Origin of the sequence: Haloferax gibbonsii ATCC 33959, assembly GCF_000336775.1 — an archaeon.
Taxonomy (GTDB): Archaea; Halobacteriota; Halobacteria; order Halobacteriales; family Haloferacaceae; genus Haloferax; species Haloferax gibbonsii.
The window spans coordinates 117,340-139,450 of record NZ_AOLJ01000005.1 but is presented as its reverse complement, the minus strand read 5'-3'; the positions used below and the strand labels follow the sequence as shown (position 1 = coordinate 139,450).

The window sequence follows — 22,111 nt, the reverse complement described above, 5'->3', positions numbered from 1 at the left end:
TACTGGATTTGTCCATACTGGCCGTGCCAGAGAAAATAACTATCATAGTTGTGATTCCTGACTGTCAGGGTTCGATGAACGTCTCTCACGCGCTTCTGGCCGTCCACAGGAGGAGTCCGAGCATCAGGACCGCCAACCCGCCGAACGTCGTCAGCTGGAGGTAGACGAGCGCGTGGGTCGTCGTTCCCGGCTCGATAGACGGGAGCGAGATGAGTAGCAGGACGATAGAGGCCAGCGAGATGACGAGGACGAACTTCATCCGGGTCTCGTAGTCGCGGAGCACGTCGGCGAGACTCGTTTCGGGCATGCCTACGTAGAGTACCGCGGTGTATTTCAGTATACTGCCCCGCCGGGCGACGAGTCGCGCGTCGCACGCGAGTGAGAAGAGCGCGGTCCGGTGGCTCGCACTCCCGCCGACCCCGCCCGCGCCGTCCGTTCCTGCGGTAGACTTAGATAAGACGAGACGAAATGCAGGTGCATGGACAGAGGATTAGTACTCATCGAGAACACCGACTTACACGCGGACCTCCTCCGGGAGGCCAGAGAACACGCGCTCGGCGCGGACGCCGACCTCGTCCTCCTCGTCACGCTCACCGAAGACGAGTTCGAGGAGACTCAGGAGGTCCTCGACACCATCGGCGACGTCGAGCACACGTCGTACACGGAACAGGACGCGTTCAAGGGCGCGATGAACGACGCCGAGGAAGTCGCCCGAGAGGTCTTCGGGACCGACGACGAGGTGTCCTACGAAATCGTCCCGCGAATCGCCAGTGAGAAAGAGCGCGCCGAGACGGTCATCGAAGTCGCAGAAGAGGAGGGCGCAGACCACGTGTTCATCCTCGGTCGGAACCGCTCGCCGACCGGGAAGGCGCTGTTCGGCGACCTCGCGCAGTTCGTGATTCTCAACTTCGACGGCTACGTGACGCTTCACACCGAGTGAGCGTCGCCGCGGCGGTCTGAACCGTCACCTGTTTTTCGGACTCATCGACCGCGCAGTCGTTCGTCATCAGCCGTCGGCAATCGTCCACGTCGGCAGTCGTCCACGTCGGCCGTCAGCCGCCGGGTGCGACGGCCGCTTCAGCGCGTCTTGTCCACGACGTAGTCGAGCGGCACGTCGACGCCGGGGTCGGTGCGCCACTCGAAGACGAGGTCCCAACTCCCGGCGGAGCCGTTCCATTCCACGTAGCTCTCCCACGCGTACGTCTCCGACGACCCCGTGGTCGCGGGCTTCGCGCGGACCGAGAGCGCCGACGCCTCGAAGTCCTCCGGTTCGTCGACGCTCCCCGGGATGGTCACGTCGGGGAACTCGCTGATTCCCTCGACGCGGGCCGCGGGCGACTCGCCGGCCGAGAGCGTCACCTCGCCGTCGGCGAAGCCGCCGCCGACGTTGTCCCGCACGACCGTGGTGTTCGAGAAAATCCCGATGTTCCGGGTCGTTCCGCCGCCCCGCACGTCGTTGTTGACGATGCGGTTGTGGTTGCACGCCGGGCCGGTTTCGAGGATTCCCCACGTCTGTTTCGGCTCGTCGCGGTCGTCGTAGACCCGGAGGTTGCTGATGGAGATGCCCTCCGCGGGAAGCTGTTCGCCGTCGTTCCGCGAGTCGATGCGGACGCCGTCGCCGTTCGTGTTCTTGACGACGCCGCCCTGCACGGTGAAGTCCCGGCAGTTCTGGATGAGAATACCCTGGTCCTCCGCGCCCTCGATGTTGACGTGGCCGATGGTGATGTCGTAACACTCGGAGACGCCGAAGACGCCTCGATTGCCGCCGCGGCTGACGACCTCGCCGACCGTCACGTCGTGCGCGCCGTTGGCGACGCGGAACGTCGCGTAGCCCGCGGGGCCGCCGGGTTCGAGGCCGACGACGCTGTTCACCGTCGCGTCGACGGTGTCGTTGAGGAGGACGACGCAGCTCGCGGGGTCGTTGCCGACGACCTGCTCGATTTGGATGCGGTCGACGCCGTAGGTCTCGACGCCGTGGTGGCCGTTCCCCTCGATGTATATCTGTCCCATCTGGATGTCGGTCGACCGGGGCGCGTCGCCCCGCCCGTCGATGCGGATGCCGTCGCTCGTCACGCCCGTGATGCGGATGTCGCCGAGACGGACGTTCGAACAACTGGTGAGCCGGACACCCATCGCCGCGGGCCCGTCGACGACGAGGGACTCTACCTCGACGTGTTCCGCGCCGACGGCCCGGACGACCGGCGGCACCGACTCCCCGTCCGGAATCGAGAGCGTCACCGGCGCGTCGAGAGTCGTGTAACTCGGGAGTTCGAGGTTGCCGTCCGCGCCGGTAATCTCGCCGGGCGAGGCGATGAGCACCTTCTCGTTCCACGTCCGCCCCTCGGTGAGGCTGTCGACGGCCGCCTGCGCGACCGGTACGACGCCGTCGCCCGACGCGACTTCGCCGTCCGCGCCGTCCGCGTGGAACGTCCCGTCGTCGTCCTTCCAGACGATGACGTCGGCGTCGCGCGCCGAGGTGTAGAGGTGGTCCACGTCGAGCGACGCGAGGTTATACAGGCTGTTCCCGTTCGCGTCGACGTCTCGATTCCACGGCTTTCCGTCGGTTCCGCGACCGTTCCCGCGACTCTCGTCGCCCTCGCGTTCGTCGTCGGACTGGGCGGCCGCGGTGCCGGACAGCGCCGCGACACCCGTGCCCCCGAGGAGCGCGAGCGCGGTTCGTCTGGTGAGCGAGGCTCGGTTCGAATCGCTGGCTGTGGGTGTGTCTTTCATACCCACGAACCCGTTTTTAACAAATACACATAAAGTTAATTGCAGAATCAGGTCGGCTTGCGTCAGCGACGACGCGTCGGCAGAAGAATCGAAAATGGGACAGACGGGACAGACAGCGGGACGTGGCTCGGACGTTCGGGACTACTCCGGCGGGCTATCCCACTCCTCGCCGTCGTCCTGCGGGTGGTACCCGATCTGCGAGCGGGCGTGTTCGAGGTCGTACCACCGGCGCTGGTTGTCGCTCACGCCGCTGAAGATACCGAACTCGACGTTGTCGTCCTGCAGACAGCAGTCGATTTCGTGGGCGAAGTCGCGGCGGGACTGCCACATCGCCTTCATGCGCCCGACGGTCTCTTCGTACTCGGCGCTCCCGCGCTCGAACTCGCCGTTCTCGACGGCCTGCTCGGCGTCGCCGTAGGGGTGGTCGTACTCCGGCATCCGGACGCTGCATACCCGGAGGGCGTAGAACTGCTTGGGGTATTCGTAGTTCTCGACGTAGTATCGGCCCATGTCCTCGCCGTAGGCCTTCGACGCGCCGTAGAACGAGTCGGGGCGGACGGGGTCGTCGTGGCCGACGACGAGGCCGTGACCCGGCTCGTAAATCTCGGGGGAGAACTCGTCCTCGTAGCCGCCCATGACGTGGTTGGTCGAGAGGAAGACGAACGACTCGATTTCGTTCTCGCGGGCGACTTCGAGCGCGTTGTACATCCCGATGATGTTGGGCTCGAAGATGTCCTCCCACGTGCCGTCGGTGTAGGGGTACGCCGCCATGTGGATCATGGCGTCCTGTCCCTCCGCGGCGTCGTTGAGGGCGTCGTAGTCGGACACGTCGCCGACGACGGTGTCGTAGCCACCGTAGGGGTGGTCGTCGGGACGGTCGGAGCGGTTGAAGTACGTGAAGTCGTAGTCGTCGTCGTCGTGCAGGTGGTCTATGACTGCGGTGCCGCACCGGCCATAGACGCCGGTCATCAAGACGTCCATACGAATCCACTCTGACCAAATCGTAATAAATTGATGGGTGACCGCGAAATCCGACTTCGCGCCGGCGTCGCTCGTCGGCCGGGAATCGACCCCCCGACCGTTTCGATAGTTCACAAAGCCTGACTGTTGATTCGCGGATGGGCCACTCGCGGGCGCTCTCGCGCGCGAACACCGGATTCAGGGGTTGACGATGCCTTTATCACGGTTGACTCAGATTGACTGTACCATGCCACTCGCAGACGACCGTGTACGTAGTCGTCTCCGTGGCGTCGCCGTCGGCTTGCTCACGCCGTTCGACGACGACCTGGAGATCGAACACGACAAACTCGAAGCTAACGCGAAGTCGCTTTCCGGCGACGGTATCTCGTCGTTCCTCGCGGCCGCGAACATCAGCGAATATCACTCGCTGACCCAACAGGAGCGCGTCGACGTGACGGAGACGAGCGTCGAAGCGCTCCCCGACAGCGCCTGCGTCCTCGCCGGCGTCGGCGGGTCGACGAAGGCCGCGACCGACCTGATGGAAGCCTACGACCGCATCGGCGTGGACGCGATGATGGTCATGCCGCCGGACCACACCTACGTCCACGAGCGCGGACTGCTCCGCTACTACGAGAAGCTCGACGCCGCGACCGACACGCCGCTCGTTCCCTACGTCCGCGGCTTCGACCCCTCGGTCTCCTTCCTCCGCGACCTCTCGCGCATCGAGGGCGTCGTCGGCGTCAAGTACGCCATCGAGGACCCGGTCAAACTCGGCTCCGCCGTCGCCGCCGCGGACGACGACGTGGTCTGGGTGGACGGCCTCGCCGAACCCTTCGCCGTCTCGTTCTGGAACGAGGGTATCGAGGGATTCTCCGCGGGCGTCAGTAACTTCCGCCCGGAAATCGGCCTCGCGCTGTTCGAGGCGCTCACCGAGGAGAACTGGGAGCACGCCCGCGAGATTCGCGACCTGACGCTTCCCTTCCAGGACTTCCGCGGCGAGACGGGCGAGGACAACGACCTGCCCGGCGCGATCAGCGTCTCCGCGGTGAAGAAAGGCCTCGAACTGGCCGGCCTGCACGGCGGGAACGTCCGCGAGCCGATTCGGTCGCTGTCGGCCGCCGACGAGCGCCGCGCCGAGGAACTGTACGAGGAACTCGACGACGGCATCGCCCGCGTCATCGACTGAACCGACGACTGCGACCGGAGCGCGAACCGACGGCTCCGACCGCAGCGACACCGACTGACCACGCTCACCACACCTGTCTGACGCCACCCGGCCGCATCGGTCGGACGCGCCCCACCACCGCTTTTCGTCGTCTCGCCGTCCTCACTCCGTTGCCGAGCCGTTGTCTCATCGGTCCGTTTGTAACCCATCGGCTCTCGACCCGTGACAACTGCGTTACTCCTCACTTCGGGCAGCCGAGCGGACAGCCCTCCGGAGACTGAGCGCCGCGCGGTCCGCGTACCACCCGATTTTGTTCGCCACTAGCGAACGAACAATCGCCGAATTGTGCCTCATTGTTCACTCTCGATGGGTTTCCCGTTCCCTGCTTGCGAACGGGTCGTTTCGAGCCTCTAACTGCGTTGAATCGGGGGTTTAGCTGGTTTGAGGTTCTTTTTGGCTCGCCGCTCCGAACGGCGAACGCGCGAATTCGGCGCTATAGCCGCCGACAAATTACAAACATATGTCTGTAATTTTCCCGCCTCGGGAACCCGACTGCCGGACGAGGGCTCGTCTCGCGCCGAATCTCGCCGCGCTCGCCGCCGCGCGTCGGTCGCTGGAGGTAGCGATAAGTAGGTGCGGCGTGTGCGAGACTCACACGGTATGCAGCACGACGATATCCAGCACGACGACATTCAGTTCCACAACGTCAGGGCGCTCCAACGGGTTCGGCCCCGCGAGGGACTTCGATTGCTCCGCGTTCCGGAGGCGGTCAGGAGCGGCCTGAACACCGGCGCGCAGACGCGGATGTCTCACCCGGCGGGGACCGAGATACGGTTCGTCCCGGAGGAGACGGTTCGTATCACGCTCTCCTCCGAGGAGCGAAACAGCCTCGTTCGTCCGTTCTGGGGGGACTTTCAGGCGACAGGCGAGGAGTTCACGCTCGGGCCGGAACCGAAGACGGTCGAACTATCTCCCCCGGAGTCGCTTTCCGACCTCGACCCCGAAGCGACCGGCGAGATGCGCTACGCGCCCGACGTGTGTCGACTCGTCTTCCCCGGCGACCACCGCGGCGGCCACATCTACTACCACGACGTCGAGGGCGCGCGGCGGCCGCCGACCGCCGACGAGGTGCCGAGCCTCCGATACCTCGCGTACGGCACGTCGATTACCGAGGGCGAGGCCCCGTCGGCGGAGATGCTCACGTACGTCAACCAGACGGCGCGGCGACTCGGCGCGGACCCGATAAACCTCGGCTCCTGCGGGACCGCCTACTGCGACCCCGCGATGGCCGAGCACATCGCCGCCCGCGACGACTGGGACGTGGCGACGCTCTCGCTTTCGGTGAACATGGTCGGTCGGTTCTCGCCCGACGAGTTCCGCGACCGGGCCGCGGACATGGTCGAGACCGTCGCCGCGGCGAACCCGACGAAACCCGTCGCCTGCATCACGCTGTTCCCGCACGTGCGCGAATACAAACGAGACCACGAGGAAGCGACGCTCTCCGAGACGTTCCGCCAGCACCTCCGCGACGTGGTCGCCGAGTGCGGCTACGACAACGTCCACCTCGTGGAGGGTCCCGACCTCCTGCCGACCGCCAGCGGGATGACGACCGACCTCGTTCACCCCGGCGACGACGCGATGGTTCGCATCGGCGAGCGCCTCGCGCGCGAGCTCGAATCTCTCATGGACGATTGACCGGGATGTGCGCGACTCAGACGCTCTCGTAGTCGAATTTTCCGAACGAAATCTCCGCGAGCGTAACACGGAAGGACCCCCCTGTTCGATGGGAGGGTATGACCGTCGCCGCAAATCTGGGCTACATGCTCGGGGTGCTCTGCCTCGGGGCGCTAGCGAAGCGTCTCGGCCTCCTCGACAGTAGCCGCCGCGACAAGCTCACGTTCTTCGCGTTCGCCTTCGCGCTCCCCGCGCTCGTGTTCACCTCGACGTACGACCAACCGATTCGCGAGGTCATCGAGCCGACGCTCCTTCTGGGCTTCTGGCTCGTCCTCTTCACCATGCTCGCCGTCGGCTGGGTCGTCCACCGCCGGGTGTCGCCGGACTCGGTTCGGAGCGTCGCCATCGTCCAGTCGTACTACTCCAACCTCGGTTTCCTCGGCCTCCCGCTCGTCGCTTCGACGTTCGGCTCGCTCACGACGGCGAAGGCGAGCGTCATCCTCGGCGTCGGCGCGCTCACCCACGTCCCGCTCACCATCACCGTTCTCGTCCTCGTCAACGGCGCTGACGTGTCGTTCAAAGAGGAGTTCATCGGCGTGCTCAAGACGCCGGTCATCCCGGCGCTCGTGTTGGGGCTCTCCTTTTCCGGGCTCGGCCTCGGCGTCCCCGGGGTTCTCGTGACGGGCCTCGACGCGCTCGCCTCGCTCGCGCTCCCCGTGGCGCTGCTCTCCATCGGCGCGTCGCTCACCGTCTCCGCCGAGTCGCTCGACCTCCGCACCGTCGGGGCCGTCGTCGGTAGCAAGGTCATCTTGATGCCGCTCGTCGCCTTCGCGGTGTTCTCGACGCTCGCGTCGAGTTGGACGACGGTCCAAGCCGGCGTGACGATGCTCGCGACGCCGACCGCCGTCTCGTCGTTCATCTACGCGAACGAACTCGGCGGCGACGCCGACCTCGCGTCGATAAACGTGTTCGCCACCACCGCCGTCTCGGTCGTGACGCTCTTCGTCGTCCTCCAGTTCCTTCTCTGAGGCGGCGGCTCGTCGGCAGTTCTCCCAACGCCCGAATTCGATTCTCTCGCGCCTTGTGACGGTCACGAACGCGTGGCGGCCACCGCCGCCGGCATGAGAAGCTTACTTAGTGATGGGTGTGCATGGCTAGGTCGAATGTCGAGAACTTACGGTAACTTCATCGACGGCGAATGGACAGACTCCCAGTCGGGAGAGACGTTCGAAGTCACGAACCCCGCGGCGGCCGGCGAAGTCGTCAGCGTCCACCCGGCGTCCTCCGAAGCGGACGTCGAGGCGGCGCTCGACGCGGCCGTCGCCGCACAGGACGAGTGGGCGTCGACGCCCGGCCCGTCCCGCGGCGCGATTCTCCGCGAGGCCGGCAACAACCTCGAAGCGCGCAAGGAAGAGGCGACCGAGGTGCTCGTCCGCGAGGAGGGCAAGACGCGCTCCGAGGCGGGCGGCGAGGTACAGCGCGCCATCGACATCTTCCACTACTACGGCGCGAAGGCGCGGGACTTCGGCGGCACCGTCAAGTCCGCAAGCGCCCCCGGAAAGGACCTCTACACGAAGCACGAACCCCTCGGGACGGTCGCGCTCATCACGCCGTGGAACTACCCCATCGCCATCCCGGTCTGGAAGCTCGCCCCGGCGCTCGCCGCCGGTAACACCGTCGTCCTCAAGCCGGCGTCCGAAGCTCCGGCCGTCGTCTCCATCGTCCTCGAATGCCTCGACGACGCGGGACTCCCGGCCGGCGTGGCGAACACCATCACCGGCTCCGGCAGCGAGGTCGGCGGTCCGCTCATCGAGAGCGAACGCATCGACGGCGTCTCCTTCACCGGCAGCACCGCCGTGGGGACGATGGTCGCCGAGACGGCCGCGGTCGACCTCAAGCGCGTCCAGTGTGAGATGGGCGGCAAGAACCCGACCGTCGTGATGCCCAGCGCGGACATCGAGGCGGCCGCCGAGACCGTCGGCGTCGGCGCGTTCGGCACGACCGGCCAGTCGTGTACGGCCACCTCGCGCGCCATCGTCCACGAGGACGTGTACGACGAGTTCGTCGCGGCCATCGCCGACTACGCCGAGTCGCTCGTCGTCGGCGACGGGCTCGACGACCCCGACATGGGCCCGCACGTCTCCGAGAACGAACTGTCCTCGACGCTCGAATACATCGACATCGGCTCCTCGGAGGGCGCGACGCTCGAAGCCGGCGGAAGCCGGCTCTCCGGCGACGACTACGACGACGGCTACTTCGTCGAGCCGACCGTGTTCTCCGGCGTCGGAAACGACGCCCGCATCGCCCAAGAGGAGATTTTCGGCCCCGTGCTGGCGGTCGTCGAGGCCGACTCGTTCGAGAACGCGCTCGACCTCGCCAACGACGTTGACTACGGCCTGTCGGCCAGCATCGTCACGCAGGACCTCAGCGAGGGCAAGCGCTTCGTCAACGAGGTCGAAGCGGGCGTCGCGAAAATCAACGAGAAGACGACCGGTCTCGAACTCCACGTCCCCTTCGGCGGCTACAAGGACTCCTCGACCAACACGTACCGCGAGCAGGGCGACGCCGGCCTCGACTTCTTCTCGTCGGTGAAGACCATCTACGAGAACTACTGAGCCGCGGGCCCCCGCGCGCTCAGGAGAACTTCGTGTTCAGTTCGATGACGTTCGCGGCGCTCCGGACGTAGTCTGCGAGTTCGCCGTGCAGGCGGTCCTCGGTGAACCGGCTCGACGGGCCGGTGATGCTAATCGCGCCGAGGATTGTCTCGTCGTTCTTGACCGGCGCGGAGACACAACGCAGGCCGTTGATGTTCTCCTCGTCGTCGATGCCGTACCCCTGCTCGCGGATGGTTTCGAGTTCCTCGAACAGCTCCTCGGGCCCGGTGATGGTGTTCGCCGTCTTGGGCTCGTACTCCATCGCCGCCGCGATCTCCTCGATGCGCTCGGGGGGAAGGTACGCGAGAATCGTCTTGCCGAGCGACGTGGAGTACATCGGCTGTTGGGTTCCCACCCGCGACAGCGTCTCGACGGCGTGTTCGCCCTGCGCCTTGTGGAGGTACGAGACCATTCCGTACTCCTCGACGCCGAACTGGACGATTTCACCCGTCTCCTCGGCCAGCGAGTCGACCTCCTTCTGGACGATGTCGAAGTTGCCTATCTGGTCGCGGACGTGCGAGGCGACGTCGAGGAAGCGCAGGCCGAGGCGGTAACCGTCGCCCTCGCGCACGATGATGCGCCGCTCTTCGAGCGTTCGGAGGTGGCTGTGGACCGTGCTCTTCGAGTGGCCGAGTTCGTCGGCGATTCGTGTCACCCCGATGCCCGCCTCCTCCTGCAGGAGGTCGATGATATTGAACGCTATCTGGACCGAGCGGATTGTTCGGCCGGGGCGTTTGTTCGGTTGGGGGCTCATGGTGTGACAGTCGAACCCGAGCCGTATATATCTGTTCCCGCCTGGGGAACGTGTCTGTTGTGACGAACGAGCGCTTCTCGGTTTCGGACTGGCTGACCGACCGGCGCGCACGGCCGCCGTCCGGTGGTGGCGCGACGCCATGGGATACATTTTTCATCCTCGCACGTATTCGTGTGGGTACTGTACCCATGCCAGCAGACGAGCTTACACCAGTCCAGCGCGCCGCGTCGTATCTCCGGTCGTTGGACATCGACGGTCAATCGTGGATCACCGGCGTCGCCATCAACGGCCTGCTCGCCGAGGGCGGAGACGAGTCGGTCGAGCGCGCGAAGCACTTCGTCGACACCGCGGTGGCGACCCAGAACGACGCCGGGCAGTTGAGCTACGGCCCGAGCTACCCGATCGAGGTCTTCAGCCACGGCCGCGAGTACGAGGCGAGCTGGGAGCTGACCGTCAAGAAGTGCATGAACACGAACAACAGCACCGCCATCGGCCACGGCGTCCTCGACTTCTACGACCGCACGGGCGAGGACCGCTACCTCGACGCGGCCGAGCGCGCCTACGAATCGCTGCTCTCCTTCGAGCGGACCGAAGACGGCGGCATCCCCCACCACGACCCCGAACTCGCGGGCATCAAGTCGCTGTGGATCGACTCCGTCTACATGATGTGCCCGTTCCTCGCGCGCTACGGCGCGGCCGCGGGCGACGACGACGCCTTCGACGAGGCGGTCGAGCAGATTCTGATTCACGCGGCGCACCTCCGCGACAGTCACACGGGCCTGTTCCGACACATCTGGGTCGAACAGCCGAACCACTACCCGCAGGGCGCGTTCTGGGCGCGCGGCAACGGCTGGGCCGCCTCCGCGTCGGCTGACGTGCTCGAACGGCTCCCCGAGGACCACCCGAAGCGCGACGACCTCCTCGACCTGTTCCGGTCGCACTGCGAGGCGCTCCTCCCGCTGCAGGACGGCAGCGGCTTCTGGCACAACCTCGTCGACGACCCCCACACGCCGCTGGAGTCGTCGGGGACGCTCATGTTCGCCTACGCCTTCGCCCGCGGCATCGACCTCGGCATCCTCGACGAGGAGACCTACCGCCAACCCGCCGAAGACGGGCTTGCGGCCGTCTCCCGCGTCGTCGGCGAAGCGGGCGCGGTCAACCGCGTCGCAGGGCCGCCGGGCGGTCCCGAAGCACCCCTGACGGACACGCCTTACGGGCAGGGCTGGTTCCTCATGGCCGCGGCCGCGCTCGACTGAACCTCTCGACCCCCGGTATCCTTCTCGGCGCTTTCGGAGCCGGCACCACAGTTATGCGCTCCGGCGAACATTGACGAACGAACGCGAGCGACAGAAGACACCATGACCTACCACGCAGGCATCATCGGCACGGGCGGCATCGCAGGGATGGGCATCCTCGGCATGCACGACGAGGAGGCCATCGGCAGAGAGAAAATCGACGCGAGCCACGCGGGCGGGTACGCCGCGACCGACGACATCGAACTCGTCGCCGTCGCCGACGTGGACGAGGCGAAACTGGACACCTTCGGCGAGGCGTGGGACATCCCCGCGGACCGCCGGTACGTCGGCCACGAGGCGATGCTCGAGGCCGAGGACCTCGACGCCGTGTCGGTCTGCACGCCGTCGTTCCTCCACCGCGACCACGTCGTCGACGCCGCGCGCTCCGCGGCCGACCCCTCGGTCATCTGGTGCGAGAAGCCCATCGCGTCGTCCGTCAGCGACGCCGAGGAGATGGTCGCCGTCTGCGAGGAGGCCGACACGGAACTCGTCATCAACCACTCCTTCCGGTTCACGGACAAGCTTCGCCGACTCCGCGACCTCGTCCGCGAGGAGGGCATCCTCGGCGAGGTGAAGTCCGTGAGCGCGCAGTACCGCATGGAACTCATGCGGAACTCCACGCACGTCCTCGACACGCTCGTCTACCTCCTCGACGCGCGGGCGTCGCGGGTGAGCGGCCACATCACCGGCGAGAACGAGGCGCTCGACGCGCTGGACGCCACGGAGTCGGTCGTCGACGCCGGCGGCGGCGGACACGTCGTCATGGACGACGGCACGTTCGTCACGGTAGACTGCACGATTCCGCGCGATATCTCGTCGATGACGCTGAGCTTCATCGGCACCGAGGGCAAGCTCTACATGAACAACGACGACGGCGAGTGGCGCTACTGGTCGCTCGAAGACGGCGAACACGTCGAGCGACCGCTCCCCGGCATCGAGGGCGCGTGGACGTGGGAATCGGACTACAAGGGGTCGTTCGCCAACGCGGCGGCCCACGTGCAGGACCTCCTCGACGGGACGGCGGAGAACTACTCGCCCGGCGTCGCGGCGACCCGCTCGCTCGAAATCATCGTCGGGTTCTACCTCTCGCACTACACCGATTCGACGGTCGATATCCCGCTTCCAGGGCCGCTCCGGGAGGTCCCAATCACGTCGTGGTGAGGCGCGGTCGGTCGGTCAGTCGCTCACGCCGGAATGACTTCCGGTATGGCCGGATGGTTTCTTGACACCGGTTCTCGAACTGAACCGGGCGTATATTGCGGATAGAGGCCCACATAGTGAAGTATCGCGTTTTCCATTGCTCTCTCCCGCGTTGGTCTTCTCGTCCGGCCGGTCGAATCTGCGCTTCGGGATATATCCGCGTCACTCCGCGTAGAAACAATACCAAATTACAATTCTATGGTAGTAATGATTAGGGGCGTACAACCCGTTTGGACGGCAATCGCGTACATCGAGCCGTCGTACCACTCGGTTAGCGGGTGACGCTCCACGGTCGATTCGAGCCGCGCCGATTTTCCGCCAGTGGCGGATACGTATCCGGAAGGACCGGAGCGAACGGTTATCCCGGGAAACGGCTATTTGTGCGCCGCTACTCCGCGGTAAATGCGACTTTGGGGTAATTCGTCCAGTACTGTTCCCGGTGAGAAATTCATCGCTGATGGCGGACGCTCCGCCATGGCCGGACAACTGTCCCCTTCGAGCGTCAGATCATCCGATAGACTTCGTCCATCCAACTGTCGTCGGTCTCGACGGTGATGCCGCTCATGAGCTCCGCCCAGTCGGCTTGCGCCTCGCTGTTGTCCATCACCTCTTGGATGGCCTCCGGGTCGTCGACTTCCATGAAGCCGAAGACGTGGCCGTCCTTCTCGAAGACGCTGTAGGTCTGTAGCCCGGCGTCGGAGTCCAGGTAGGCGGATTCGAGCGCCTCGGGGACGTTCTCGTGTTTCGTTCGGTACTCCTCTCGCTTGCCGTCCTTTATCTCAAGGTGGAACGCGATTCGCGCCATACGACCCCCGATTCGACGGCACCCGTCTTAGCTCTTCGGCGGGTAAGATTTAGTACGTGGTCGCCCGTCATCGACTGTAATGATAGATACCCACACCCACGCGTGGGGAGCCGCGAGCCCGGAGCATCCGTGGACCAACGGCCCCATCTTGGACCTCGTGGACAGCTTCGACGTGCACACCGTCTACACCGCCGAGCGCCTGCTCGCCGACATGGACCGAAACGGCGTGGACGAGGCGGTCGTCGTGGGCTACCCGATCTGCGACTGGACGGACAACTGGTACACCCGACGGGTCGCCGCCAAGTACGACCGGCTCCACGGCATCGTGATGCTCGACCCGTTCGCCGACGACGCCGTCGAGCGCCTCGACCGCTGCATGGAGACCGACGGCGTCCTCGGCTTCCGACTCGGCGCTGCCTGCCCGTACGACCGGATGTGGGAGACGTTCGACCCGAGCGTGACGTGGCTCCGAGAGAGCATCGAGGAGACCGCCTTCTGGGAGGCCGCGGTCGAACACGACGCCGCCGTCCAGATTCTCTGCGACCACGGCCAACTCGACCAGGCGCTCGACCTCGTCGAGGCGTATCCCGAACTCACCTACCTGTTCGACCACTTCGCTCACGCCGGCCCCGAGACGCCCACCGACGAGGGCACGTTCAGCCGGTTCGCCGACCTCGCGGAACACGACTCGGTCGCGGTGAAGGTCTCGGAAATCGTCCACATGTCGGACTCGGCGTTCCCCTACGTCGACATGCACGACCACGTCCGGTGGCTCCTCGACACCTTCGGGCGCGAGCGGGTCGTCTGGGGCTCGGACTACCCCAACGTCAGCGACGTCGCCAGCTACGCCGAGGCGTGCAACTGGCTCAAGCAGGTCGACTCGCTGTCGGAGGCCGACCGGTCGTGGCTGACCGGGAAGTCGTTCCGGCGGCACGTCGACCTCGGGTGAGCCGCCGTCTTATGGTTCGTGCTGGCGGACGCGGGGCGTGTCGCCGGATATAGCCGACAGCTCGCCCCGTGTAGCCGCGGCTTCAGCCGCGCTATCACCGAAATTCTCCGCCCGCACCCAAACATATTAATCGGTGTGTTCACATGGTGTAAACGAGACGAACCCACACGGTTATTCGCAACTATGAAAGCCATTATTCAGACCGGGCCGCGCTCGGTAGAGACACAGGAGCGAGAGGTCCCCACCCCCAGTGCAGACGAACTGCTCATCAAGGTCCACACGGCGGGCCTCTGCGGCAGCGACGCCCACGCCTACAAGTACGACGGCGGCTACGAGTGGATTCCCATCCCGCGTATCATGGGCCACGAGTACTCCGGGACGGTCGCCGAGGTCGGCGGGAACGTCGAGACGTTCGAGGTCGGCGACAAGGTCGTCGAGGAGCCGATTCACGACTGCGGTCACTGCTTCCAGTGTCAGAACGGCCAGCCCAACGTCTGCCAGAACTTCTCCATCACGGGCATGCACCGCGACGGCGCGTACACGGAGTACGTCACCGTCGCGCCCGAGCACGTCCACGCGGTGCCCGAGGGCGTTCCCCTCCGGCACGCCGCCATCACCGAGCCGACGAGCATCGCCACGCGCGCGGTCCTCGACCAGTCGGTGACGACCCCCGGCGACAACGTCCTCGTCGAGGGGCCGGGCCCCATCGGCATGCTCGTCGCCGCCGTCGCCGACTCCCTCGGCGCGAACGTCGTCGTCTCCGGGCTCGGACAGGACGCGGCGTATCGCCTCCCGCTGCTCGAAGACCTCGGTATCGACACGGTGAACCTCCAGGAGGAAGACGGCCTCGACGAGCGGGTCGAGAGCCAGACCGACGGCATCGGTTTCGACGTGGTCTTCGACGCGACGGGCCACCACAGCGGCGTCGTCTCCGGGAACGACGTGGTCCGCAAGGGCGGCCAAATCGTCGTCGTCGGCATCCCGAACTCCCCGAGCGAACTCAGCCTCACGTCGACCGTGCGCGGCGAAGTCGACATCAACACCTCCTACGGCTCGACGTGGACCAACTTCGAGCAGGCGCTTCGCCTGATGGAGCGCGGCGAAATCGCGGTCGACAAGATTCTCGACACCTCCTACAGCGTCGACGACCCGGCCGAGGCGTTCGAGGCGTTCCTCGACTCGGAGACCTGCAAGCCGGTCTTCCAGTTCGACGGCTGAAGCGACACGACAACAGGCACCCCACCGAGGCGGCGCCGCCGCGTCACCGACTGATTCGAGTCTCTGACCGACTGACGGCGGGCCGACCGACCGACGAACCAGCGACCTCTCCGGGCCACAGGTCGCCCAACGACAGAAACTATTTTACCCGTGCCGATTGGATGTGAGGTCGTACCAAACAAATCATGGAGATTACAGACATCTCAGCGACGAAAATCAGTAACGAGTCGTGGGGCGAGTTCATCGAATTCCCGCTCGTCACCATCATGTCGAAGTACGACGAGTACCGCAACGTCGACGGCGAGAACCCGCAGGCCCGCCGCAAGTGGATGGGCCCCGTGGGCGACGTGGTCGTCGAGGTCGAGACGGACGCGGGCATCACCGGCGTCGGCGTCGGCAACTGGGGAACCGGTGCCATCGCCACCGTCGTCGAGGAGACGCTCTCGAAAATCGTCGTCGGCGAGGACCCGATGCAGCGCGAACTGCTCTGGGAACAGATGTACCGCGCCACGCTCCCGTTCGGTCGGAAGGGCGTCGCCGTCATGGCCATCAGCGCGGTCGACCAGGCGCTGTGGGACATCGCCGGGAAGGACGCCGGCAAGCCGGTGTACGAACTGCTCGGCGGCCCCACTAAAGACGAGATTCCCGCCTACGCGTCGAACCTCCACCCCGTCGACATGGAGAAACTCGAGCGCGAGGCCATCCAGTACGTCGAGGAGGGCTTCGACGCGATGAAGCTCCGCTTCCTCCACGGCCCCGAGGACGGCCGCGCGGGCATGAAGAAGAACGAGGAAATCGTCGCGACGGTCCGCGACGCCGTCGGCGACGAAATCGAAATCGCGGGCGACGCCTACATGGGCTGGTCGGTCAAGTACGCCAAGGAGATGACCCAGCGCCTCGGCAAGTACGACATGGCGTGGGTCGAGGAGCCGGTCATCGCCGACGACATCTCCGGCTACGCCGAGGTCCGCGAGGCCGCGCCGATGCCGATTTCGGGCGGCGAACACGAGTTCACCCGCTGGGGCCACGAGGACCTCCTCGAGGAGGGCGCGGTCGACATCCTCCAGCCCGACGTGGGTCGCGTCGGCGGTATCACGGAGCTGCAGAAAGTCGCCGACATGGCCGAAGTCCACGACGTGCCCGTCATCCCGCACGCCGGCACGAACCCGACGCTTCACGCCATCGCCGGGCACACGAACATGCCGATGGCGGAGTACTTCCCGACCCCCGAGTGGTTCGAGGAGCGCCAGGAGAAACGCGAGTCGACCTACGCCGACGCCATCTTCCAGAACCCGCCGTCGCCCGAAAACGGGTCGATTCCGCTCCCTGACGAACCCGGTGTCAGCACCCAACTGAACCGCGAGGCGCTCGAACACTTCGCCATCGAGTAACGATGTCTGACATCAGCTTCGAGTACAACGTCCCCGTCTTCGCCGGCGCGCCCGACGAGGGGACCGAGCCGACGCACCGCGACACCCCGGAGTACGAGGCGCTCGACTGGGAGACGACCAAGATGGGCGTCCAGAAGGCGGAGGAACTCGGCTTCGACGCGGTGTGGGCACCCGACCACCTGCTGTTGGGCCGCGACCACGCCGAGTACGAGTGCTGGACGCTGCTGTCGGCCATCGCCGGTTTCACCGAGGACATCAACCTCGGCTCGCTCGTCCTCTGTAACGACTACCGCAACCCGGCGCTCGTCGCCAAGATGGCGGCCACGCTCGACGTGATTTCCGACGGGCGGCTGGAACTCGGCCTCGGCGCGGGCTGGCACGAGCCGGAGTACGACGCCTACGGCTGGGAGTACCGCGACGGCTTCGAGCGCCTGATGCGCCTCGACGAGTCCATCCGCCTCATGAAGCGCATGTGGGCCGCCGGGACCGACGGTGCGAGCTTCGACGGGAAGCACTACCAGATAGAGGACGCTTACTGCGTCCCCGGGCCCGTACAGGACCCCCACCCGCCCATCCTCGTCGGCGGGCAGGGCGAGGAGGTCACGCTCAAACTCGTCGCCAAGCACGCCGACGTGTGGAACACCGACGTGTTCAACGGCGACGTGGAGACGCTCGAACACAAAATCGGCGTCATCGAAGACCACTGCGAGACCGTCGGCCGCGACCCCGACGAAATCGAGTACTCGTGGGACGGCCACGTCATCTGCACGCGCGACGAGGAGAAGTTCGACCGCCTGCTCGACCTGATGACGCCCATCCAGTTCGAAGAGGAGTATCAGGACCAAGCGCCCATCGTGACCGAGGAAGACGCCCGGGAGTACTTCATCATGGGGACGCCCGAGGAGTGCGCGGAGGCCATCGAGCGCCGCATCGACGCGGGCGTGACGAAGTTCCAAGGCTGGTTCATCGACTTCCCCGACACCGACGGGATGGAACTGTTCGCGGACGAAGTCATCCCGCAGTTCAGCTGAGACGCCCCCGCGGGTCGAGCGCGTCGCGCTCGCGTCTCCCCCGGGCACTCGTTTTCTTTTTTGCCACCCTCGCGTCATACGTCTACTTGAATACCCCAAACTATCTGGATTATTTGAATTATTTAGGTACTCTCAAACCCGGCTCGTCGCTCGTGACACCTCCATCATTTCCGGCCATAGCGGAAAGACATTTGAGGGATGAGGATTCATAACCAACTATGGCGAAGGACGTTCCGGTCAACGCGGTCAAAATCTCGCTCGAACTCGTCGACCTCCTGCGGGAACTCGACGGGGCGGGCGTCTCGGAGGTAGCCAAGCGGCTCGATAAGCCGACCAGCACGATTCACGACCACCTGCGGACGCTGGAGCAACAGGAGTACCTCGTCAAGGAGGGCGACACGTACTACGTCAGCACGCGGTTCCTCCAGTTGGGCGCTCACGCGCGGTCCCGCCAGAAGGTGTTCAAAATCGCCCGTCCCGAGATAAACGAGCTCGCGCAGGTGACCGGCGAGCACGCGAACCTGATGATAGAGGAACACGGCGTCGGCGTCTTCCTGTACCGGTCTCGGGGGCCCGACGCCGTCCGGCTGGACACCCATTCGGGGATGCGTGTTCCTCTGCAGACGACGGCCCTCGGAAAGTCTATCATGGCGAACCGGCCGCGAGAGGAAGTCGAGCGAATCCTCGACCGCCACGGGTTAGAGGCGGTGACGGACCGCTCCATCACGGACCGCGAGGAGCTGTTCGACGTGCTGGAGCAGGTCCGCGAGCGCGGCTACTCGTACGACGACGAAGAGCGCGTCAAGGGCATGCGCTGTGTGGCCGCGCCGATACTCAACGAGGACGACTACGCCATCGCCGCCGTGAGCGTCTCGGGGCCGAAAAGCCGGATGCGCGAGGAGCGGTTCACCGAGGAACTGCCGAACCAGATTCTCAAGAGCGCGAACGTCATCGAGGTGAACCTGACGTACTCGTAGTCGGCGGGCCGCGGACCTATCCCCGCCGTCGCAATGCTGCGTAGAGCGCAACAGTTACGTATCACGGTGTGGCATCGTGTAACGATGCAACTCGTTCGATACACCGCAGGCGGCGCCCCGGAGTGGGGTGCCCATCGCGACGGCGAGGTCGTCCCGCTTTCCGGCCTCCGCGAAGACGTCACCGTCCAGAACCTGAACAGCCCCGGCTTCCTCACCGTCGTCGAGGACGCCGCGGACGCCGCCGAGGACCAGTCGGTCCCCGTCGAGGACGTGAAGCTCCTCGCGCCCGTCCCGCGCCCCGGCAAAATCGTCTGCGTCGGGCTCAACTATCACGACCACGCCGAAGAACAGGACGAAGAGGTGCCCGAACGTCCGCTTCTGTTCGGTAAGGCCGGCACGTCCGTCACGAACCCCGGCGACCCCATCGTTCACCCGGCGGCCATCGACGAGGTCGACTACGAGGTCGAACTCGGCGTCGTCATCGGCCAGACGGCCAAGAACGTGGACGCCGAGGACGCCTTCGACTACGTCGCGGGCTACACCGCCATCAACGACGTGAGCGGCCGCGACGCCCAGTTCGACGACGGCCAGTTCTTCCGCGGCAAGAGCTACGACACGTTCGCCCCGATGGGGCCGACGTTCGTCCCCGAGGCAGACCTCGACCCGCACAACCTCGACGTCGCCTGCCGCGTCAACGGCGAGACGAAACAGGAGTCCAACACCTCCGAGTTCATCTTCGGCGTCGACGAGGTCGTCGAGTATATCAGCAACATCACCACGCTCCGACCCGGCGACGTCATCTCCACCGGCACGCCCGGCGGCGTCGGCATCTTCCGCGACCCGCCGGAACTGCTCGCGCCGGGCGACAGCGTCGACGTGGAAATCGAGGGCATCGGCACGCTCACCAACCCGGTCGTCGCCGAGCGCGACGAGTAACCGGCCGCCGTACAGCGCAATTATTTATACGATATCCCGGTACTACCGACTATGAGCACGCACACAGACACCCGATTGAGAGACAGGCATATCGTCGTCACCGGCGGCGCGCGCGGCATCGGCCGCGGCATCGCGGTCCGCTGCGCCCGCGCGGGAGCCGACGTATCGATTTTCGACACGAAGCCCGAGGTGGCCGCGGAGACGGCCGAACTCGTCCGCGAGGAGGGCGGCGAGGCCGAGGTGTACGAGGTCGACGTGACCGACGCCGAGGGCGTCGAAACCGCCGTCGACGCCGCGGTGGAGTCGCTCGGCGACATCCACGGCCTCGTGAACAACGCGGGCGTTCAGCAGGCCATCCCGCTTCTCGAAACGACCGAAGACGACTGGGACCTCCACTTCGAGGTGAACGCCAAGGGGACGTTCCTCGTCTCCAAGGCCGTCGCCGCTCGGATGGTCGACCGCGAAATCGAGGGGAGCATCGTCAACATCTCGTCGGTCGGCGCGGAGCGGCCGTTCGCCGGACAGGGGGCGTACGGCGCGTCCAAGGCGGCCGTCCTCGCCTTCACGACCGTGCTGGCGAAGGAACTGAGCGACCACGGCATCACCGTCAACGCGCTCAAGCCCGGAACCGTCGAGACGCCGATGGTCGAGGCGTGGCTCGACGAACACGCCGAACAGTCGGGCAAGTCGCCGGACGAAATCCTCGCGGAGACGCTCGACGCGCACATTCTCGACCGAATCGGCCAACCCGAGGAAGTTGGTCACGTCGCGGTCCTCCTGCTCTCCGAGGAGGGTGACTGGATAACCGGCGAGTCAATCGCCGTCGACGGCGGCTACCTCAAGCAATAGCCCGCATTTCGACGGGCTTCCAGACGTTTTACCGCCACCACCATCGCCCGCGTCCCGTTTTCCTCGCGTCGGTACGTCCCCCTCGTCGACTGCTGTCCGACACTGATACGGCCGAAATCGGTGCTTTAGCTTTCAATACGTCGGTTTCGCATCGACGCTCACTGCGGACGATTCTCATCCGGCATCGTCGGACATATTTTTGCGTAGTACCCCGGGAGTCAGTCGGTCCGGAGGCTCGACGCGAACTGACGCGACGGCGCGGAGCCGGAGTGCTCGAGATATCGGTGCCGAGCAGTATCGACCCGCCCGCGGAACGTCGCCGACGCCGCGGTGTCTCCCGGTCGCCTTCGGGTATCGGCGTCGAACCTGCGGATTCGGGCGGGGATTCGCACCCGACTCACAACGGTTGCCAAGTACATAATTATTATATAGGTGTGATTCATAGTAGCACATGGTCGGAGCAATCTGACCCATGTGTGATCAGCATCCCGTGCGACCAGCACGATAGCCATCAGTACGTCAGTCATACTGTACGCGTGGTAGCCCCCACCGAGTACGCCTGCCCAACTGGTACTCATGAACGCGTGGGGTGACTACCTCATCGAGCACAACGTCCCATTGATGCTCCATTTTTCGGCTGTTTCCCGTCCGCTACGTAGCATCTGCGTTCTCGACTCACGTTTCGCGCTACTGCTCGGTCTCGCGTGAGCCGCCCAATCCGATTCCATCTCATCCGATATTACCGGACATGGCCGGCTCAATTCTGACGAACGCGCCTCGCCGGGTGTGACGAATCGCTCTCCAAACCTGAAGATATTTTACGTTACCGTGTGAATCACGGGTAATGGGTACCGACCAAAGCACGAACCGTCGCCTAAGCAAGGTAGAACGGGTCATCGAGACGTACGACTTGGACGGATTCGGCGAGCAGCTCGCCGACCGCTGGACGGCTCCCGAGGACAGCGACAGCCTCCGTGACCTCGCGGACCTGATGAACGAGAAGGTGCTCGACGCCGCGCTCCGCGAGGCGGGCGAGGACGTTCTCGAAGGCGAAGTAGAGAACCTCTACACGCTCCTCACCGGAGACGAGACCACCGAGGGGATGCGCGTTCAGGCGAAGAACACACTCCAATCTCGCGGCGTCGACGTCGACCAACTGCTCTCCGATTTCGTCTCTCACCAGGCGGTCTACACCTATCTGACGGAGATTCGCGGCGTCTCGAAAGAGTCCTCCTCCGGGAACAGAATCGACAACGTCGTCGAGTCCATCCAGCGACTCCGCGGTCGACTGGTCGCGGTCATCGAACAGAGTCTGAGTTCGCTCCGCAACACGAGCAAACTCCGGCTCGGCGACTTCGACGTCCTCGTGGACACGCAGGTGTACTGCCGCGACTGCGGGACGCAGTACGAGGTCATCGAACTGCTCCGGCGGGGCGGTTGCGACTGCGACGAGGACGTGTCGAACTAGCGGCTTACATAATTAGTTCTGTCACATTCTGTTCGATTCAACGGATGATTTTATA

At 65.3% G+C, this 22,111-nt stretch carries 20 protein-coding genes; 15 read left to right on the top strand and 5 right to left on the bottom strand.

Going from position 1 to position 22,111, the window contains the following annotated elements; all coding sequences use genetic code 11:
• Nucleotides 1–85 precede the first annotated feature (85 nt).
• Nucleotides 86–307 (bottom strand): hypothetical protein, encoded by a 222-nt coding sequence (locus tag C454_RS01885; RefSeq protein WP_004041061.1) that lies wholly within the window; start codon nucleotides 305–307, stop codon nucleotides 86–88.
• A 171-nt stretch (nucleotides 308–478) separates the two neighbouring features.
• Here C454_RS01885 and C454_RS01880 point away from each other — a divergent pair, with 171 nt between their 5' ends.
• Nucleotides 479–940 (top strand): universal stress protein, encoded by a 462-nt coding sequence (locus tag C454_RS01880; RefSeq protein WP_004972061.1) that lies wholly within the window; start codon nucleotides 479–481, stop codon nucleotides 938–940.
• 137 nt (nucleotides 941–1,077) lie between these two features.
• Here C454_RS01880 and C454_RS01875 read toward each other — a convergent pair whose 3' ends face one another.
• Together C454_RS01875 and C454_RS01870 are read right to left on the bottom strand one after the other, a co-directional pair.
• Nucleotides 1,078–2,730, bottom strand: a complete 1,653-nt coding sequence (locus C454_RS01875; protein WP_004972059.1) for a right-handed parallel beta-helix repeat-containing protein — start codon at nucleotides 2,728–2,730, stop codon at nucleotides 1,078–1,080.
• A 141-nt stretch (nucleotides 2,731–2,871) separates the two neighbouring features.
• Entirely contained in the window at nucleotides 2,872–3,711 is an 840-nt protein-coding gene (locus tag C454_RS01870) for an NAD-dependent epimerase/dehydratase family protein (protein ID WP_004972056.1), read from the bottom strand.
• 226 nt (nucleotides 3,712–3,937) lie between these two features.
• Between C454_RS01870 and C454_RS01865 the strand changes: the two genes are divergently transcribed.
• From C454_RS01865 to xacF, 4 genes are all read left to right on the top strand, one after another.
• Nucleotides 3,938–4,876 (top strand): dihydrodipicolinate synthase family protein, encoded by a 939-nt coding sequence (locus C454_RS01865; protein ID WP_081605174.1) that lies wholly within the window; start codon nucleotides 3,938–3,940, stop codon nucleotides 4,874–4,876.
• A 639-nt stretch (nucleotides 4,877–5,515) separates the two neighbouring features.
• The gene (locus C454_RS01860) at nucleotides 5,516–6,550 is read left to right on the top strand and encodes an SGNH/GDSL hydrolase family protein (RefSeq protein WP_004972051.1); all 1,035 of its coding nucleotides are present in this window, start codon (nucleotides 5,516–5,518) and stop codon (nucleotides 6,548–6,550) included.
• A 98-nt stretch (nucleotides 6,551–6,648) separates the two neighbouring features.
• Nucleotides 6,649–7,557 carry an AEC family transporter gene (locus tag C454_RS01855; protein ID WP_004972049.1) on the top strand — a complete coding sequence of 303 codons (909 nt, stop codon included), beginning with the start codon at nucleotides 6,649–6,651 and terminating at the stop codon, nucleotides 7,555–7,557.
• A gap of 135 nt (nucleotides 7,558–7,692) precedes the next feature.
• Nucleotides 7,693–9,144 (top strand): 2,5-dioxovalerate dehydrogenase, encoded by a 1,452-nt coding sequence (gene xacF, locus C454_RS01850; protein ID WP_004972046.1) that lies wholly within the window; start codon nucleotides 7,693–7,695, stop codon nucleotides 9,142–9,144.
• Nucleotides 9,145–9,163: 19 nt separating this feature from the next.
• Here the strand turns inward: xacF and C454_RS01845 are convergent, their stop codons facing one another.
• The gene (locus tag C454_RS01845) at nucleotides 9,164–9,937 is read right to left on the bottom strand and encodes an IclR family transcriptional regulator (protein WP_004972043.1); all 774 of its coding nucleotides are present in this window, start codon (nucleotides 9,935–9,937) and stop codon (nucleotides 9,164–9,166) included.
• Between the two features lie 188 nt (nucleotides 9,938–10,125).
• On the opposite strand from C454_RS01845, the gene C454_RS01840 reads away from it, so the two are divergent.
• Nucleotides 10,126–11,193, top strand: coding sequence for a glycoside hydrolase family 88/105 protein (locus C454_RS01840; RefSeq protein ID WP_049904911.1), 1,068 nt, complete (start codon nucleotides 10,126–10,128; stop codon nucleotides 11,191–11,193).
• Between the two features lie 102 nt (nucleotides 11,194–11,295).
• A complete protein-coding gene (locus C454_RS01835) occupies nucleotides 11,296–12,393 on the top strand; it encodes a Gfo/Idh/MocA family protein (protein WP_004972036.1) in 1,098 nt (365 codons plus the stop codon).
• A gap of 541 nt (nucleotides 12,394–12,934) precedes the next feature.
• Here the strand turns inward: C454_RS01835 and C454_RS01830 are convergent.
• Nucleotides 12,935–13,237 carry an L-rhamnose mutarotase gene (locus C454_RS01830; protein ID WP_004972034.1) on the bottom strand — a complete coding sequence of 101 codons (303 nt, stop codon included), beginning with the start codon at nucleotides 13,235–13,237 and terminating at the stop codon, nucleotides 12,935–12,937.
• 79 nt (nucleotides 13,238–13,316) lie between these two features.
• Between C454_RS01830 and rhcC the strand changes: the two genes are divergently transcribed.
• The 8 genes from rhcC (at nucleotide 13,317) to rdfA (ending at nucleotide 22,056) form a co-directional block, all read left to right on the top strand.
• Nucleotides 13,317–14,186 (top strand): L-rhamnono-1,4-lactonase, encoded by an 870-nt coding sequence (gene rhcC, locus C454_RS01825; protein ID WP_049904910.1) that lies wholly within the window; start codon nucleotides 13,317–13,319, stop codon nucleotides 14,184–14,186.
• Nucleotides 14,187–14,369: 183 nt separating this feature from the next.
• Complete coding sequence (rhcE, locus tag C454_RS01820) at nucleotides 14,370–15,404, top strand: 2-keto-3-deoxy-L-rhamnonate dehydrogenase (RefSeq protein ID WP_004972030.1); 1,035 nt, start codon at nucleotides 14,370–14,372, stop codon at nucleotides 15,402–15,404.
• Between the two features lie 185 nt (nucleotides 15,405–15,589).
• Nucleotides 15,590–16,795 (top strand): L-rhamnonate dehydratase, encoded by a 1,206-nt coding sequence (gene rhcD / locus C454_RS01815; protein WP_004972028.1) that lies wholly within the window; start codon nucleotides 15,590–15,592, stop codon nucleotides 16,793–16,795.
• 2 nt (nucleotides 16,796–16,797) lie between these two features.
• A complete protein-coding gene (locus tag C454_RS01810; protein WP_004972027.1) occupies nucleotides 16,798–17,826 on the top strand; it encodes a TIGR03560 family F420-dependent LLM class oxidoreductase in 1,029 nt (342 codons plus the stop codon).
• A 218-nt stretch (nucleotides 17,827–18,044) separates the two neighbouring features.
• Nucleotides 18,045–18,803 carry an IclR family transcriptional regulator gene (locus tag C454_RS01805; RefSeq protein ID WP_004972025.1) on the top strand — a complete coding sequence of 253 codons (759 nt, stop codon included), beginning with the start codon at nucleotides 18,045–18,047 and terminating at the stop codon, nucleotides 18,801–18,803.
• 84 nt (nucleotides 18,804–18,887) lie between these two features.
• Nucleotides 18,888–19,739, top strand: coding sequence for a 2,4-diketo-3-deoxy-L-rhamnonate hydrolase (gene rhcF / locus C454_RS01800; RefSeq protein WP_004972023.1), 852 nt, complete (start codon nucleotides 18,888–18,890; stop codon nucleotides 19,737–19,739).
• Between the two features lie 51 nt (nucleotides 19,740–19,790).
• Nucleotides 19,791–20,588, top strand: a complete 798-nt coding sequence (gene rhcB, locus C454_RS01795) for an L-rhamnose 1-dehydrogenase (protein WP_004972021.1) — start codon at nucleotides 19,791–19,793, stop codon at nucleotides 20,586–20,588.
• Between the two features lie 844 nt (nucleotides 20,589–21,432).
• Entirely contained in the window at nucleotides 21,433–22,056 is a 624-nt protein-coding gene (gene rdfA, locus C454_RS01790) for a rod-determining factor RdfA (RefSeq protein WP_004972018.1), read from the top strand.
• Nucleotides 22,057–22,111: the final 55 nt, after the last annotated feature.

Excerpts from the sequence above, each read along its gene's own strand:
- C454_RS01860 (WP_004972051.1), top strand. The coding sequence starts at position 5,516 with ATGCAGCACGACGATATCCAGCACGACGACATTCAGTTCCACAACGTC.
- C454_RS01810 (WP_004972027.1), top strand. The coding sequence starts at position 16,798 with ATGTCTGACATCAGCTTCGAGTACAACGTCCCCGTCTTCGCCGGCGCG.
- C454_RS01885 (WP_004041061.1), bottom strand. The coding sequence starts at position 307 with ATGCCCGAAACGAGTCTCGCCGACGTGCTCCGCGACTACGAGACCCGG.
- C454_RS01805 (WP_004972025.1), top strand. The coding sequence starts at position 18,045 with ATGGCGAAGGACGTTCCGGTCAACGCGGTCAAAATCTCGCTCGAACTC.
- rhcF (WP_004972023.1), top strand. The coding sequence starts at position 18,888 with ATGCAACTCGTTCGATACACCGCAGGCGGCGCCCCGGAGTGGGGTGCC.
- C454_RS01870 (WP_004972056.1), bottom strand. The coding sequence starts at position 3,711 with ATGGACGTCTTGATGACCGGCGTCTATGGCCGGTGCGGCACCGCAGTC.
- C454_RS01880 (WP_004972061.1), top strand. The coding sequence starts at position 479 with ATGGACAGAGGATTAGTACTCATCGAGAACACCGACTTACACGCGGAC.
- rdfA (WP_004972018.1), top strand. The coding sequence starts at position 21,433 with ATGGGTACCGACCAAAGCACGAACCGTCGCCTAAGCAAGGTAGAACGG.
- C454_RS01865 (WP_081605174.1), top strand. The coding sequence starts at position 3,938 with ATGCCACTCGCAGACGACCGTGTACGTAGTCGTCTCCGTGGCGTCGCC.
- C454_RS01840 (WP_049904911.1), top strand. The coding sequence starts at position 10,126 with ATGCCAGCAGACGAGCTTACACCAGTCCAGCGCGCCGCGTCGTATCTC.
- rhcE (WP_004972030.1), top strand. The coding sequence starts at position 14,370 with ATGAAAGCCATTATTCAGACCGGGCCGCGCTCGGTAGAGACACAGGAG.
- C454_RS01875 (WP_004972059.1), bottom strand. The coding sequence starts at position 2,730 with ATGAAAGACACACCCACAGCCAGCGATTCGAACCGAGCCTCGCTCACC.
- xacF (WP_004972046.1), top strand. The coding sequence starts at position 7,693 with ATGTCGAGAACTTACGGTAACTTCATCGACGGCGAATGGACAGACTCC.
- C454_RS01845 (WP_004972043.1), bottom strand. The coding sequence starts at position 9,937 with ATGAGCCCCCAACCGAACAAACGCCCCGGCCGAACAATCCGCTCGGTC.
- rhcB (WP_004972021.1), top strand. The coding sequence starts at position 19,791 with ATGAGCACGCACACAGACACCCGATTGAGAGACAGGCATATCGTCGTC.
- C454_RS01830 (WP_004972034.1), bottom strand. The coding sequence starts at position 13,237 with ATGGCGCGAATCGCGTTCCACCTTGAGATAAAGGACGGCAAGCGAGAG.
- C454_RS01855 (WP_004972049.1), top strand. The coding sequence starts at position 6,649 with ATGACCGTCGCCGCAAATCTGGGCTACATGCTCGGGGTGCTCTGCCTC.
- rhcC (WP_049904910.1), top strand. The coding sequence starts at position 13,317 with ATGATAGATACCCACACCCACGCGTGGGGAGCCGCGAGCCCGGAGCAT.
- rhcD (WP_004972028.1), top strand. The coding sequence starts at position 15,590 with ATGGAGATTACAGACATCTCAGCGACGAAAATCAGTAACGAGTCGTGG.
- C454_RS01835 (WP_004972036.1), top strand. The coding sequence starts at position 11,296 with ATGACCTACCACGCAGGCATCATCGGCACGGGCGGCATCGCAGGGATG.